Consider the following 14684-nt stretch of genomic DNA (forward strand, 5'->3'; position numbering starts at 1 on the left):
ATTCACGGCCATGGCGAGCGCCTACGCCTTTGCGCGGGTGCTCGCGGTCACCGACGCCGGCGTTCTTGGCGCGCCAATTGGCGCCGGCGATCTAACCGAACCTGCTACGGCGACATCGTCGTCCATCAAGGCGGTCTCCAAGGCGCGGAACAGTGCGGCGGCCTCTATGGGCTTGGCGACGACATCGTCCATGCCGGCCGCGCGGTAGGCGGAAATCTGGTGGGCCATCACATTGGCGGTAAGCGCGATGATCGGCGTTCGCCTGCGCCCGGTTTCCGCTTCACGCTGACGAATCGCGCACGTCGCCGCTGGGCCGTCCATCACCGGCATCTGGATATCCATGATCACCAAATCCCAGTCTTGCGCCTCCCAGGCGGCCACGGCCTCTTGGCCGTTGCCGACGACGACCGGCTGGACGCCGACCTGCTGCAGCAGGGTCGTGAGCACCATTTGATTGACCAGGTTGTCCTCGGCCGCCAGCACGCGAAGGTCGTTCAACTGACCTTCGGATGGACGCCGATCGTCCTCGTCCGGCCTCTCGTTGTCGACCTTCGCCCGGAGCAATCGCAACGGCAGTCTCACCGTAAAGGTGGAGCCACGGCCCGGCGCGGTCTGCACGTCTATGGCGCCGCCCATTCGTCTGGCGAGTTCCTCGGTGATCGCAAGGCCAAGCCCGGTTCCGCCATAGCGGCGCGTCGTCGACCGATCGGCCTGGACGAACTTTTCGAACAGGGCGGCCTTTTGGGCGGCGTCCATGCCGATGCCCGTATCGACGACCGCGATCGCGAGCAGATCGTCCGCCCGGGCCACGCTCATCTCGACGGCGCCCTGCTCGGTGAACTTCACCGCGTTCGACAGGAGATTGAAGAGGATCTGCTTCACGCGAGTCGGGTCGCCCCGATAGATTCCGCGCGCCTCGGGCGCGAGATCGAACCTGAGCGCCAGGTCCTTTCCGCTGGACAACGCCGAGAAGGTGGTCTGCGCCTCGCGCACGATCTCGACGATGTCGACCTCGCCGTCCTCCAGGTCGAGCTTGCCGGCCTCGATCTTGGCCAGGTCGAGCAGATCGTTCAGCAGCGTGAGCAAGGTCTCTCCGGACTTGCGTATGACCATCAGGCGTTCGCGTTGCGGGGCGGCGAGTTCGCCGGCGGCCATCACCTGCGCCATGCCGAGCACGCCGTTGAGGGGCGTGCGGATCTCGTGGCTCATGGTGGCGAGGAAATCGCTCTTGGCGCGGCTGGCCGCCTCCGCCGCATCGCGCGCATGGATCAGGTCGAGTTCTGTCCGCTTCCTTTGGGTGATGTCCTGCAAGGCGCCGACAAGATTGAGCGGGCGGCCATCCTCGTCGCGCGTCATCTCGCCGACGGCGAAGGCCCAGACTTCCTCGCCGTCGGAACGGCATACACGGTATTCGGTGCGGTACGGTTCAACTCCCGCCTCGTAGCGCGACCAGGCCTCCATCGCCTTCGCGCGATCCTCCGGATGCACGCCGTGATAGGCGTCACGCCACATCTGCTCGTAGGTGAGCGGCTGCTCGAAGAATGTCGATTCCCGGCCTTGGCTCACCAGGGTGCGTCGCGAGAAGTCGACTTCGTAGACATGGAGGTCGGCGTTTTCGACCGCGACGCGCAGGCGCCGTTCGGCGGCCTCGGATCGGTCCAGCGCATCCTTCAGGTCATCGATCAGGCGCGTGGTCCGAACGGCGGCCTGGCTCCATTCCCGGACCGCCTGACCGGTGCCCAGGGCGATCAGGGTCAGGATCACGCTGAGCGAGCCTAGCCCGACGAACACGCCGATCCGCGGCGGGCCTTCCAGGAGGCTCGCGGCCTCCAGCGCCACGGCGATTGGAGCCGGCGCCACCATCGCAGCGTAAACGGTTCGGGATATCCAGCCGGACGACACACCGGCGGCCACCAGGACGATCCCCACGACGCCTGTGTAGAGCAGGCCCGCTTGGCTATGCGTCATCAGGGTGAACGCCACCGGCGCGGAGAACAGCAAGACCGACCGCGCTGCGCTGATCATCGCCAAGCGTCTCAAGCCGGTGTCGGTATCGGTGTCCGAAGCCGTCGATCGCCATTGGATGAAGCGGCGCTGTGTAGTCCAATCGAAGACGCAGCAGGCCAGAGCCCACACCACGCCCAGGATCGGAGCGCCCATGAGCGCGAGCGACAGGGCGGCCACGGCGTGAAAGGCGCAATGGGCGGGGACCGGGAACAGCAGCGCCGAGAGCGTGAGCTGATAGGGCGTCTGAGACGAATCCATGCTGCTCCGTCGATCGACGGGCGATTTGGCTTTGTCGACCTGTCCCATGCGCACCCTTTCACAGGTCTGCTTTGCTTCTAAAGCGCCCGTGTTGTTTTCCCACGGGTGGATTAAATTTCCGCCAAGTCCGAGGTCGCCGACGAGCTGCCAAACAGGCGGCCCGGCTCGCGGACGAGGCGGCGCGATTCGCGGCAGCCCGGTTATGGAACTCGCGGCCGGACACGGTCTGAAGCTAGCCGGACGCTCCAACTCGCCATGGTAGGATGACCATGCGGCGCTCTCGCCGGCTCATTGGCTCGATCGTCGCTGTGATCGCGGTTCCAGTCGCCCAGGCCGGGTGCCGGGCGCAGTGGCGCCGGATGCTCTGAGCGCGCGCGCGACATCGATTTCAGGAGCAGGCCAGGGCTTAGGTCGGAGCAGCGTTCCGAGTCCGCCCAACGCCAGGTCACGGAACGCCTGGTCGATCTCTTCCGGCGTTTCCCGGGCGTCGCGGTCGAGCCACCATGTCACCACCGACATATAGGCGCCGACCACGAACCGCACGTCGATCTCAGGGGGCGCGGCCTGGGCAGCGGACCCGCTTTCCGGCGACGCCAACTCGGTCCGCACGAGCTCGGAGAGCAGCTCCTTCATTTTGTCGATGATGATCGGCCCGGCCCGGCCCGGCCCGGTCCGGCCGTGGCGTGAGTGCGCCAGCTTCGACAACGGGCGCAATTCCGCAAAAAAACGCCGAGCTCGGCGGCTGGTCGGGGTTCGCCGAGAGCGACCGGCCCGACTCCGCGACGCGTTGTCTCGTCCCGGCTTCCGACCTAAACATGGTGGTTCGGGCGCCGACCATAGGAGCCGACCTGGAGCCGGGGGGCGATGGCTCGCCATCGCGCGGCAGCGGTCGGACCTCCGAAATCACGGGCCTCATCTGCCGAGGATTCCAACGCCCGACCCCATCTTCCGCGATGACTTGCGCGGTTTCTCCGAATGATTCAGTCTTCCCCTGCCGCCGCGAGAGCGACGGTAGGGGCTTGGAATCCCCTGTGCAGCGTTCACGTGATGGTCCGGCATGCTTGGCCGGCATCTGCCTTGCGACGTCGAGAGGCGGCGCGGGCGTTTGCGTGGAATTGTCTGGTCGCCGCAGGATGTTCCAGTGACGGCGCGCCGCTCGCCCCTCCACAGTGACGAGGGAGTGGGCGATGACACCTCCGGACCGACCGGACGCGGAGCCCCCGCAGGACGAACGCCCGACGCTGGACGAGCTTTACCGCCGCTACTCCGGTTGGCTGACCGCGGTGTTGCGCAGGCGCTTCGATCCGAACCAGGCCGAGGATCTCATGCACGAGGCCTATGTGCGGCTTGGCCCCTACCAGGCGAAGGGCGAGCTTCGTCATCCACAAGGCCTCTTGCTTCGGATCGCCGAAAACCTAGCCTATAATCAAGCAAGAGGCGCCCGCCGGGACCGACGCCGGATGGGACGCCTCGCCGAGGTGAGCCGCTGTCATGAGCCTTGCACGCAAGCCGAGCAACTTCAGGCCCTGCTGTTCAAGCAGGTCGTCGAAGGCTTGCCGCAGCCTCTGCGGGACACCTTCATGCTGAGCCGATACGCTGGAATGACCTATGCCGAGATCGCCGAGCATTGCGGCTTGCCGGTCAAGACGGTGGAATGGCGGATGTCCAAGGCGCTGGCCCTGATCGCCGCGCGGATGCGGGACTGAAGGCCCCATGGCGACCTTGCCAGCAGAGGACGAGCGCGCCGAACGCGAAGCGGCCGACTGGTTCGCGCAGCTCAACACCCTGTCGATCACCTCCCGCGCCCTCGAAGACTTCCAGGCCTGGCGCCGGGTGCCGGCCAATGACGCCGCCTATGAGCGCATGGAGGCCTTATGGGAGGTCGGCGGACGGTTGCGGGGCGATCCTGACATCGCCCGCGGCGTCGCCAAGGCCCTCAACCGCGGCGCCTGGATCAGCCGGCTCACAGGGCTTTGGCGCGATGCGCCCGGCTTTCGGCGCGCGGCGACCGCCCTGGCGGCCGGCGCGATCCTGATCCTGACCTTCACCGTGTTGCAAGGCGAACAGTACGGCACAGGCGTCGGCGAGCAGCGCCTGGTCAGCCTGGACGATGGGACCCGGTTGCGGCTCGACACCGACACCCAGGTCAAGGTCAGCTTCAGCCGTGACGGACGTGATGTCCGGCTGATCAAGGGCCAGGCGTTCTTCGACGTCGCCCATGATGCTGCCCGTCCGTTCGTAGTGCATGCGGACGGCGCCCAGGTTCGCGCGCTCGGCACGCGCTTCGATGTGCGGTTGGCGGGCGAGGCGGTGAAGGTGACCTTGGTCGAAGGCTCGGTGGAAGTCACCGATGGCAAGGCGTCGAAGGCCTGGCGCCTGGCGCCGGGCGAGACCCTGATCACCAACGAGGTCAAGCCGCGGCCGCGCCGGGTCGATGTGGCCGCCGCCACCAGCTGGACCTCCGGCCGGTTGATCTTCCGCGAGACGCCCTTGGCCCAGGCCGTGGCCGAGGTGAACCGCTATAGCCGCCACAAGGTGGTGGTGGACGTGGCGCGGCTCCAGAGCGTGCCGGTCAGCGGCGTCTTCGAGGTGGGCGACACCCAGGCCTTTGTCGCCGCGGTCAGCGACCTCTTCGAACTCGAACCGGAAGAAGCCGACGGCGAAGTGCGGCTGACGCCCAGAACCTGACGCTACTCGCTTGCCGCGTGATCGCTTTCCCAGAGACACGCCAAGGATGTTTTTGTTAGCCTCGTCAGGGTGCCCCCTCCCCCTGCGGTGCTTCTTCCTCAATCGCGGCCGTTCGAGCGCCTGGAGCGCCGGCCGCATGGTTGAGGGGGAAGACGCGATGAGATCCAACCACAGTCGGCGACGGGCGACCTGGGGCACGGCGAGCCTTCTGGCGATGCTGGCCGCAGCACCCGCCGCCATCGCCGCCCCGGCCGAGCCGGTGCTGAGCTTCGCCATCGCCGGCGGCACGCTGGAAAGCGTGCTGACCGCCTATGCCGCGCGGGCCAGCGTCCAGATCCTCTATACGCCGGAGGTGGTGCGGGGCCGGCGCAGCGGCGGCCTCTCCGGCGACTTCACCGCCAAGGCGGCGCTTGAGCGGCTGATCGCCGGGACCGGGATCGTCGCCCAGCAGAGCCGCCCCGGCGTGATCGTCCTGCGCATCGGCGTCGTCGCCGGCGCCGAGCAGACCATCGCGAGCGAGGTCGCCCAGGCGCCGCCCTCGATCCTCGACGAGGTCATTGTCACCGGCTCCCACATCCGCGGCGTCGGCGCCGGCCCCTCGCCCATTGTCAGTTTCGACCGCGACGAGATCGACCGCCAGGGCTACGCCACCGTGGCCGACGCGCTGACCGCCCTACCGCAGAACTTCTCGGGCGTGGCCACGCCCGACGTGGTCTCCACCGCCGCCGACACCAGCTCGCAGAACAACGGCCGCGCCACGACCATCAACCTGCGGGGCCTGGGCCCGGACGCGACCCTGGTGCTGATCAACGGCCGGCGGATGGCGGGCAGCGGCGGCAAGGGCGATCTCGCCGATGTCTCGGCGATCCCCACCGCGGCGGTGGCGCGGATCGACGTGCTGCTCGACGGCGCCTCGGCGCTCTATGGCGCCGACGCGGTCGGCGGCGTGGTCAATATCGTCCTCAGGCGCGACTTCGACGGCGCCGAGACCCGCGCGCGGTACGGCGTGGCCGACGGTGGGGCCGAGGAGGTCCAGTTCGCCCAGACGCTGGGCGCGACCTGGGCGAGCGGCCGGGTGCTGGCCAGTTACGAGTATTACGACCGCGCCGCCCTGCCCTTCGCCGCGCGACCCTATACAGCCAGCGCCGACCTGCGGCCCTTCGGCGGAACCGACCGGCGGGCCTTCAACGCCAGCCCCGGCAATATCCTGTTGGCCAATCCGGCGACCGGCGTGCTGGTCCCCACCTGGGCGATCCCGGCCGGGGCGACCACCTTTCCGCTCCGGCCCGGCGACTTCCAATTTGGCGTCGTCAACCGCGACAGCCCGCGCGAGGGGATGGACCTTCTTCCGCATCAACGCCGCCACAGCATCTATGCGGCCCTTGGGCAGTCGCTGGGCGAGCGGATCGAGGCGAGCGCCGACCTCCGCTTCAGCCGCAGGATCTCCTACAGCGCCTCGCTTGCGCCCACCGCCACGGTGGTCATCGCCGACAACAATCCGTTCTTCGCCTCGCCGAACGGATCGCGCAGCCACCAGATCGCCTATTCGTTCATCGACGCCCTGGGGAACTCGCAGGCCTTCAGCACCTCGGAAAGCCTTGGTGTCTCGCTGGGGGCGGAAGTCCGTCTGTGGGGCGACTGGCGGCTCGACGCCTATGGCGCCCATGCGCGGGAAGACATTCGGTCCGGCACCAACGGAAACCTGCACGCGCTCTTCCTGCGCGAGGCGGTTGGCTCCACGGCCGACAATCCGGCGACGAGCTTTCGCGCCGCCGTGGACGGCTACTTCAATCCCTATGGGCCGAGCAGCCGCGCGGTGCTGGACTTCATCGGCGCAGGCTATGGCCGCCAGCACTTCGAAAGCCAGGTCACCTCGTTCAATCTGCAGGCCGACGGCAAGCTCTGGACGCTTCCCGGCGGCGACCTGCGCCTGGCGGTGGGCGCACACGGGCGACGCGAGGCGTTCGAGCAAGCGACCGAGAGCTTCGCCGCGGCGGCGACCCCAATCTTCACCGCGCCGCCGGCCAATCGGCGCGAGGTGCTGGCGGGCTTCGCCGAGCTGCGCGCGCCGCTGGTGGGTCCGGAGAACGCGGTCCCCGGCGTGCGGCGGCTGGAACTGTCGCTGGCGGCGCGGATCGAGCGCTATGACGATGTGGGGACCACCACCAATCCGAAGATCGGCCTCACCTGGGAGCCTGCGGAGGGACTTCGGGTGCGGGGCACCTACGGCACCTCGTTCCGCGCCCCGGTGCTCAGCGAGATCTATCTGACGCCGGCCACCACGGCGATCTTCTTCACCCAGGGCGGCGGGCGGGTCCTGGCGCTCAACCTCACCGGCGGCAACCGCGACCTGGAGCCGGAGACGGCGACCTCCTGGACGGTGGGTCTCGACTATTCGCCGGCGGCCCTGCCCGGCCTGAAGCTCGGGGCCACCCTGTTCGACACCGATTTCGAGAACCAGATCGATCGTCCGGTGAGCCGCTTCATCCAGACCGGGATCGGCCATCCGGCCATCGCGCCCTTCGTGCGCTTCGTCGACCCGCGCAGCCCGGCGGACCTGGCGCTGGTCCAGTCGCTCCTGGACAGCCCGGCCTACGCCACGCCGGGCCTGCATCCGGCCACCGCCTTCGGGGTGATCGTCGACGCGCGCTATGTGAACACCGGCCGGGTCCATGTGCGCGGCGTCGATCTTTCGGGAAGCTACGGCTTCGACAGGGGCCGCGACCGCTTCGACGTCTCGGCCAACGCCTCCTACCTGATCGACTACGCGCTGCAGGTGACCCCGACCGCGCCCACCACCAACTATGTCGGGATCGCCGGCCAGCCTGTCGATCTGCGGGCCCGGGTCGCGTTCGCCTGGCGGCGCGAGGCCTTGGGCGCCACCCTCGGCCTCAACTATGTGGACGCCTACCGTTCCGAGGCCGGCGCGCGGATCGACGCCTGGACCACGGCCGATCTGCAATTGCGCTGGACGCCTGAGAGTCCGCCGCTAGAGGGCCTGAGCGTGGCGGTCTCGGTGCAGAACCTGTTCGACACCGACCCGCCCTTCTACGACGCGGCGACCGGCGTCGGCTACGACGCCACCAACGCCGAGCCGCTCGGCCGCTACGCCGCGATCCAGCTCACCAAGCGCTGGTAGCGCCGCCCGCGCACCCACCAAGACACCGAGGCTTCCATGCGTCCGATCCTGGCGCTCTGCGCCCTGCTGCTTGTCGTCTGGCCGATGACGGCGGGCGCACGGCCCTACACCGTCGAAGACCTGCTGGCGACCGAGGCGCTGGGCCAGGTGAGCATCGACCCGACCGGGCGCTGGTTGGTGATCGAGCATCAGCGGCCTTGGAACCAGGCCGCTCGCTACGACTACAACTACCACACCTCCACCCTGCTCACCGAGCTTCAGGCGGTCGATCTCGAAGCGCCCGGCAAGGCCAAGCCGCTTTTCGAGCAGGGCCCGGACGCCGGCTACATGGCCGGCCCGATAGCCCCCGACGGGGCGCGGATGCTGGTCTATCGGCTGCGAGACCATAGCTTCGAGGCTGGGATTGTCACCCTGGCAAGCGGCCAGGTCCGCTGGCTCGGGATCACCCCGGAGCTGCCGGTCTATGGCCGCGCCGCGCAATGGCGCTCGGCGCGGCAGCTCCTGCTCATCGCCCGCCCCGACGGCGACCTGCCGCGGCAGCTTTCCATCGGCTGGCAGGCGGGGCAACGGCTCGTCGACTATTGGGCCGACACGGCGGCCGGCAAGGTCGCCGCGCGCACGCGGTTCGGCAGCGGCGCCTTCCTGGATGTGCGCGTCCGGGGCGAGACGCCGCGCCTGCTCACCATCGACGCGGTGACCGGCGCAGCCAGCACGCTCGCCGTTGGAGAGTTCGTCGATCTGGAGGTGTCGAGGACCGGGCGCCATGTGGCGCTGATCACCCAGCTGGCGGATGTCCAGCCAAACGCCGAAGACCGCGTCTATTCGGCCTATCCCACCCGCCGCAGGGGCCTGACGATCGTCGACCTCAAGACGGCCAAGGTCTCCCGACCCAGCCTCGACGGCGACCTGGCACTCGGCTTGCTGGCCTGGTCGCCTAAGGCGGACGAGCTGCTGGTGGCCCGCCGGCGGCCGGACCTCGCCTGGGACGCCCGCGAGCTGGTCCGGATCGACGCCGGCAGGGGAAAGGTGACCCGCCCGGCGATGACCGGCTTGATGCCTAGGCTCAGCTACAATGGCGAAGGGGCGCATTTCCCACGCGCCGACTGGCTGGGCGGCGATCCGATCGTCTACGCCGAACCTGAGGCCGGCGGCCGGGCCGACTGGTATCGCCTCGCCGCCAAAGGGCCCGTCAAACTGACCGCCGCGCTCAGGACGCCATCGCGCTGGCCCTCGGCGATTGGCCAGCACGACCTGCAGATGGTCGACGACGGCGGGCTCTGGCGGATCGACACCCTCGGCCGGGCCAGCCGGCTTGGCGACGCCCGCGACCCCGCCCCATCGGGCAAGGTCCGCGGGACGCGCCTGCGCGAGAACCCCGATCTGCCGGGCGATCCGGCGCCCAACACGTCTCCAGGAAACAGAGCCAAGCCGCCTCTCCCGGACCGTGCACAGGTGGTCGCGATGAGCGCTCAGCGCACCGTCATCTTGACGCGCGACCCCAACGGCGTGCGTCGCCTCTCGATCGACGCGCCGGACGGAGCCTGGCGCCCGGTCCTCGAAATCAACGCCGGCCTCGCCGAGGTGACGCCGGCCGATGTCGTGGCGGTCAAGCACCTCGGAGCGGACGGAAGGGCCCTGACCAGCTGGCTCTACCTGCCGCCGGACCGGGCGAAGGATGCGCGTCTGCCCCTAGTCGTCGTCCCCTATCGTGGTTTCGTCTACCCGGCGCCGGCGCCCCGCTTCGAGGTCGGCGAGTTCAACGCCTATATGAACATCCAGGTCCTGGTCGGCGCCGGCTACGGCGTGCTGACGCCGAGCCTCCCCTATGACGAGGCCTCGGGCGAGCCCGCGCCCGGCGTGGCCGCCGAGATCCTGCCCATTGTCGATGCGGCCCTGGCGCAAGGCGGCCTCGACCCGGACCGGATCGGCCTGTTCGGCCATAGCTTCGGCGCGCTGGGCGTGGTCGCCGCCGCGGCGCAGACGACACGGTTCAAGACGGTGATCGGCCATGCCGGGGTGCATGACCAGTTCACCAACTGGGGGATCTTTCCCTTCCACCAGTGGCTCGTGCCCGAGGACGGCTACGCCCCGGTCCTGACCGCGGGCCATACCGAACAGGCCCAGTCCAACATGCTGGCGCCGCCCTGGAATGATCCGCAGCGCTACCTGCGCAACAGCAACATCCTGGCCGCTGACAGGATCACCGCGCCGGTGCTGTTGCTGCATGGGGAACTCGACGAAATCCGCGTCTTCCAATCCCAGGAGCTGTTCTCGGCGCTCTATCGGCAAGGCAAGGACGCGATGCTGGTGACCTATTGGGGCGAGGGCCATGCGTTCGCGAGCCCCGCCAATATTCGCGACATGTACCAGACCATGCTGGGCTGGCTGGCGAGGACCCTGCCTAGCCCTGGGACCGCCGGCCCGCCGCGACCGCCTCCCAGTGACGGACCCAGGCCTCGATCGTCGCCGCGGTGATGATCGCCGCATAGTCGCCGCGCCAGATCAGCTGTTCGCGGGTCAGCATGACCGCGAACCGCTCGCGGTCCAGGAGTCCTTCGCCAGCCAGGCGGCCCTCCAGCAGGTAGGGGCGCAGGAAGGCGAGGCTGGCGGCGACCATGCGGCCATAATAGGCGGTGAGCTCGCCCTTGGCGCGGCGCTCGCGGATCGAGGCCGGCAGGCGCTCGGCGAAGGCCGTCCGCGCCAGGCCCCGGTCGCGGCCTCCGACGGTGAGGTCGGCCGCGCTGACCGCCAGGCAGTGCTCGACGACGGGCTGGGCGAGCAACGGATGGAGGATCTCGGCCTGACGGGCCCGCAGGTTTTCGATGTTGAGGGTCAGCTTCTGCGCCAGGACGGCGATCTGGGAGCGCTTGCCGGGCGGCAGATCGCCGGCGTCGGCCATCCACGGGTGATCGGCCACGGTGCGCTCCCCCGGCCAGGCCGCCTTCGAATCCAGCGCCGTCGCCATCGTGCGCCAGACCGACTGGCGGGTCCAGCGCGACACCTCCAGCAAATAGGACGAGGCCAGGCCGCGCAGGCCGGCCCGCCGCAGATGGTCGACGGCCACCACCGGCGTCGGGGTCTGGAAGAACACCATGTCGCCGCCCTGGCCCGTGACCACCCGGTCGACCCCGAGCTCGGCGACGCGATTTGCCACGTCGCGGTCGCGCAGGAGGTCGAGCGCGCTGAAGCCCGGCCGAAACCCGCCTGCCGCCGCCTCCAACAGGTCAGCGTCGAGCGCGAAGGGGGGTTTGATCGCTTCGGTCAGGGGAAAATCCCAAAGCGTCGCGACATCTTGCGCGAACGCACGCTCGTCCCCCTGCCCCTCCGCGGCCCGGTAGTTGAGCCATTGGCGGACCTTGCCGTGGGAGGTCCTGGCCAGGCTCGCGGCGACGATCGCGGAATCCAGGCCACCCGAGACCTCCGCCAGGATGGCGCCGGCCTCGCCGGCGAAGGCGCCCACGCAGGCGTCGACCAAGGGCGGCAAGGAGGCGGCGGCCTCAGCCGCCGGGCGGGCGGTGCGACCGGCCGCCGCGGCGGGCGTCCAGACCTGGCGTTCCGGGCCGCCGCATCGCCGCCAGGCGCCCGGGGTGACCGACGCCAGGCCGATCAGTCCGGAGGCCAGGGCCACCGCGCTCGGGGAGATCGTCCATCGGCGGACCTGGTCCCAATCGATGGCGAGGTCTGGCCAGGCGACGTCTGGAAGCCAGTCGGGCAGGTGCGAGCCGACCACGGTCAGGCCCCCCGCTGCCCAGGTCATCGCCTCGACCGCGCCGGAAGGGTCGCGGAACACCGAGAGGCCATAGGGATCGAGGTCCTCGATGATCGCCACATAGCGCCCCCAGTAGTGGTCGCTGAGCTCGCGGGCGGTCGCCTCGGCGCTGAACCGCCGCGACATCACCGCGCTCTCGATCTCGTCGCCGATCCCGCCGCGGAAACTTCGGCGGAACAGGTCGCCGATCACCCAGCCGCGGCCGCAGGGCAGACGGCGCACCCGTGGGACCACCGGTCCGCGCACCGCGAGCAGCCGGCCCGCCTCCTCCAGCGCGACCTTCCAATCGCCGGCCTCCGCCAGCGCCGTGCGCGCGGCCACGACCGCCGCCGGCGGCTCACCGTTCCAGGTCAGGGCGACATAGGCGACCACGCGCGTCAGACCACCAGGATCGGGCGATAGGCCGAGACCCGCTCGACGCTGTCGTTGAGCACCAGCGGCCCGGCCTGCAGCCAGCAGTGGGCGGAGAACGGCCAGGTCCTGACCCCGAACACCCAGTCGGCGGCCAGTCCCGCCTGCCCGAGGAATTCCAGGAGCAGGAAGGCCTGGAAGAGGCAGGCGCCTTGGACCGGCGACCAGGGCAGCAGGGCGCGATACGCCAGCGCCCGGCGCTCCAGGATCGCCGAAGCCGGCGCATCGCGGGCCCCAAGCCGGCCGCGCCTAGCCAAGGCCGAGGCCAGCAGCCGGGCGAACGGCCTGCGATAGTAGGTCCAGGTCATGGCGGCGAGCGCCCCGGCGAAGTCGGCGGCCTCGGTCCAATCCGTCTTGGGAAGGGAGCCTGACATCAGGTCCAGGATCGGCGCCGCGACGCTGAGTGGCGCCCGGGTCGGCGCCTCGCCTGCGCGAAGCAGATCCATCGCCGCCAGCTCGGCGATCAGGTCGGGATCGAGGCCCTCCAGGGCATGGCCGGCAAATTCTAGACGGAGACCCGCGCCAGCGTCTGGAAGGCAGAAATAGGCGTCGCGGGCGGTGTCGAGCAGCACGAGATCGTCGCCGTAGACGGCGGCGTAGACCGCCGGCGGCAACTGCCAGTTCGGATGGGACATGGGATGACGCTCGCGGCCGACGCGGAAGGAGGCGTGCCGGCGCCGGCCATGAAGCCGACGCCGGCCAGACGGTCGCGCCTTACGGATAGGGCGTGAACTCGTCCTCGGCGGGCTGGCCGACCTCGCCGCCTTGGGTCAGGCGCCGGGCTTGGCCCAGGCAGATCAGCCGGGAGAGACGGGTCTTCAACATGGTAGCCTCCATCAGGTGGTTCACCGCAACCTTGCGGCGACCCTCAGGAGGCGCCCACGCCCAAGTGCATTCAATCTATATTTAGTCTATAGATTCAACATATTATATAGATATTTCAACAGGCTAGCCACCGCTCCGGACCATCGCCGCCACGAGCGGCTCAGCCTCGGCGAGGCGACGGCGATGATAGGTCCGCACCGCCTGGGCCAGCAGCACGCCGCCCGCCTCCAAGGCGGCGAGCCCGTGGAGCTCCTCGGCGAGATGATCCAAGACGGCGGGCTCGCGCAGACGCGCCAGATGCAGGCGATCGGCGACGGCCCTATGAGCGCGGCGCGCCACGCCATTGCCGCCGGCCAGCAGCAGGGCGTCGAAGAGCCCCTCGGCGGCGCGGGCCAGGGCGCCGGCGTCCGAGCCCCGGTCGAGAACGCCGTCCAGGGCGTCCCGCAGACCGAGCCTGGCGCCCCGCCGTCCGGCCTCGGCGAGCGCGAACAGCACATTGCTCGAATGGAGCCGGTAGAGATCGGCCAGGTCGGCGGCGCTCAGTCGCCAGGTCGCATAGCCGCGAACCCGTCCCCGCCGCCCGTCGATCAGTCCCTCGCCCGCCAGATAGGCCAGGCCCTCGCGCACGGGCGTGGCGCTGATGCCGAGGGCGCGGGCCAGGTCCATGACGATGAGCGGCTCGCCAGGCGGTAACTGGCCGCCTCGAATCTGGCCGCGCAGCGCCTCGAGAACTGCGCCAAAGGGGTCCCGGCTTCGCAACGCCACCACCTGCACTCAAAGACGACATGGCAGTCTGGTCGCTCGCGCGGAACGTTGTCCAGGCCAGATCACAACCATTCCGATGAATAGTTACGACCATCCGATGGTCATGACGCAGATATGCGACCAACTGCGAAGTCGTACGCCACTCTATTGCAGATAAGACGCAACTTTCTTGCGCCCGACCATAAGAACACTTCTCGCCCAGGCTCCCGCTCCGCGTCAAATTGGACGCAGACGCTTGGTTTTCTCTTCAGGCCTTGCCTTGAATCATTGATCCGGCGGCGCGAGCGGACAAGACTGTCACGCCCTTGAGTTGTTCGAACCGAGCTTGCGTTCCCATGTCCGCGTCGCGCGCACCTTCCGCTGAAAGCGCGATCCTCTCGGAGGCCTTGCGCATGATCCGCCGCCACCGGGGTCTCAGACAGATCGACGTCGCCGCGACCATGGGCCTGCCGCTGCGCACCTATCAGCACTTCGAAGCCGGCCGGACCTATCTCGACTTCGAAAGGATCAAGGCCTTCGCCGTGGCCACCGACAGCGACCCCCATGCGATCCTCGCCGCCGTGATGATCGGCTCGCCCGCCTTCGCCCTGCGCAGCACCGACAACAAGCTGACCAGCGTGCTGATGACCGCGCTGCGCCGCTTCGACGAACGGCTGGGCGACGGCGTCGCACGCTTCGAGGTCGGCCGGCTGATCGCCGCCTTCCGGCGCACCTTCGCCGACCTGGAAGCCGATCTCGCCGCCCGGGACGCCCAGGCGCAAGTCTGGTTCGGCGACGATGACACCTGAGCGCTCTCGCCCTTCCCTGGCGCGACCGAGGCTT

11 protein-coding genes are annotated in these 14684 nt (G+C 69.2%); 5 read left to right on the plus strand and 6 right to left on the minus strand.

The features are described 5' to 3' along the window. Positions 1–21: 21 nt before the first annotated feature. Complete coding sequence (locus V6M51_RS16430) at positions 22–2313, minus strand: hybrid sensor histidine kinase/response regulator (protein WP_332768891.1); 2292 nt, start codon at positions 2311–2313, stop codon at positions 22–24. 240 nt (positions 2314–2553) lie between these two features. Further along, a complete protein-coding gene (locus tag V6M51_RS16435) occupies positions 2554–2970 on the minus strand; it encodes a TetR-like C-terminal domain-containing protein (protein ID WP_332768893.1) in 417 nt (138 codons plus the stop codon). A gap of 482 nt (positions 2971–3452) precedes the next feature. Between V6M51_RS16435 and V6M51_RS16440 the strand changes: the two genes are divergently transcribed. The 4 genes from V6M51_RS16440 (at position 3453) to V6M51_RS16455 (ending at position 10567) form a co-directional block, all read left to right on the plus strand. After that, the gene (locus V6M51_RS16440; protein ID WP_332768894.1) at positions 3453–3971 is read left to right on the plus strand and encodes an RNA polymerase sigma factor; all 519 of its coding nucleotides are present in this window, start codon (positions 3453–3455) and stop codon (positions 3969–3971) included. A 7-nt stretch (positions 3972–3978) separates the two neighbouring features. Further along, on the plus strand, positions 3979–4953 hold the full coding sequence (locus V6M51_RS16445; RefSeq protein WP_332768896.1) for a FecR family protein: 975 nt from the start codon (positions 3979–3981) through the stop codon (positions 4951–4953). Between the two features lie 157 nt (positions 4954–5110). Next, positions 5111–8092 (plus strand): TonB-dependent receptor, encoded by a 2982-nt coding sequence (locus V6M51_RS16450; RefSeq protein WP_332768898.1) that lies wholly within the window; start codon positions 5111–5113, stop codon positions 8090–8092. Positions 8093–8128: 36 nt separating this feature from the next. Further along, complete coding sequence (locus V6M51_RS16455; RefSeq protein ID WP_332768900.1) at positions 8129–10567, plus strand: alpha/beta hydrolase family protein; 2439 nt, start codon at positions 8129–8131, stop codon at positions 10565–10567. Here the strand turns inward: V6M51_RS16455 and V6M51_RS16460 are convergent. The 4 genes from V6M51_RS16460 to V6M51_RS16475 form a co-directional block, all read right to left on the minus strand. Then, a complete protein-coding gene (locus V6M51_RS16460) occupies positions 10494–12233 on the minus strand; it encodes an asparagine synthase C-terminal domain-containing protein (protein ID WP_332768902.1) in 1740 nt (579 codons plus the stop codon). The two genes, V6M51_RS16455 and V6M51_RS16460, sit on opposite strands and share 74 nt — an antisense overlap. Before the next feature lie 5 nt (positions 12234–12238). Beyond that, complete coding sequence (locus tag V6M51_RS16465) at positions 12239–12907, minus strand: lasso peptide biosynthesis B2 protein (RefSeq protein ID WP_332768904.1); 669 nt, start codon at positions 12905–12907, stop codon at positions 12239–12241. Between the two features lie 313 nt (positions 12908–13220). Continuing rightward, positions 13221–13871: a GntR family transcriptional regulator gene (locus V6M51_RS16470; protein ID WP_332768906.1), complete on the minus strand. Its 651-nt coding sequence runs from the start codon at positions 13869–13871 to the stop codon at positions 13221–13223. Positions 13872–14109: 238 nt separating this feature from the next. After that, complete coding sequence (locus tag V6M51_RS16475) at positions 14110–14256, minus strand: hypothetical protein (protein ID WP_332768907.1); 147 nt, start codon at positions 14254–14256, stop codon at positions 14110–14112. Between V6M51_RS16475 and V6M51_RS16480 the strand changes: the two genes are divergently transcribed. Further along, on the plus strand, positions 14255–14650 hold the full coding sequence (locus V6M51_RS16480) for a helix-turn-helix domain-containing protein (protein WP_332768908.1): 396 nt from the start codon (positions 14255–14257) through the stop codon (positions 14648–14650). The two genes, V6M51_RS16475 and V6M51_RS16480, sit on opposite strands and share 2 nt — an antisense overlap. The last annotated feature ends 34 nt before the right edge of the window (positions 14651–14684 follow it).

The sequence above is a fragment of the Phenylobacterium sp. genome, assembly GCF_036677185.1.
Lineage (GTDB): Bacteria > Pseudomonadota > Alphaproteobacteria > Caulobacterales > Caulobacteraceae > Phenylobacterium.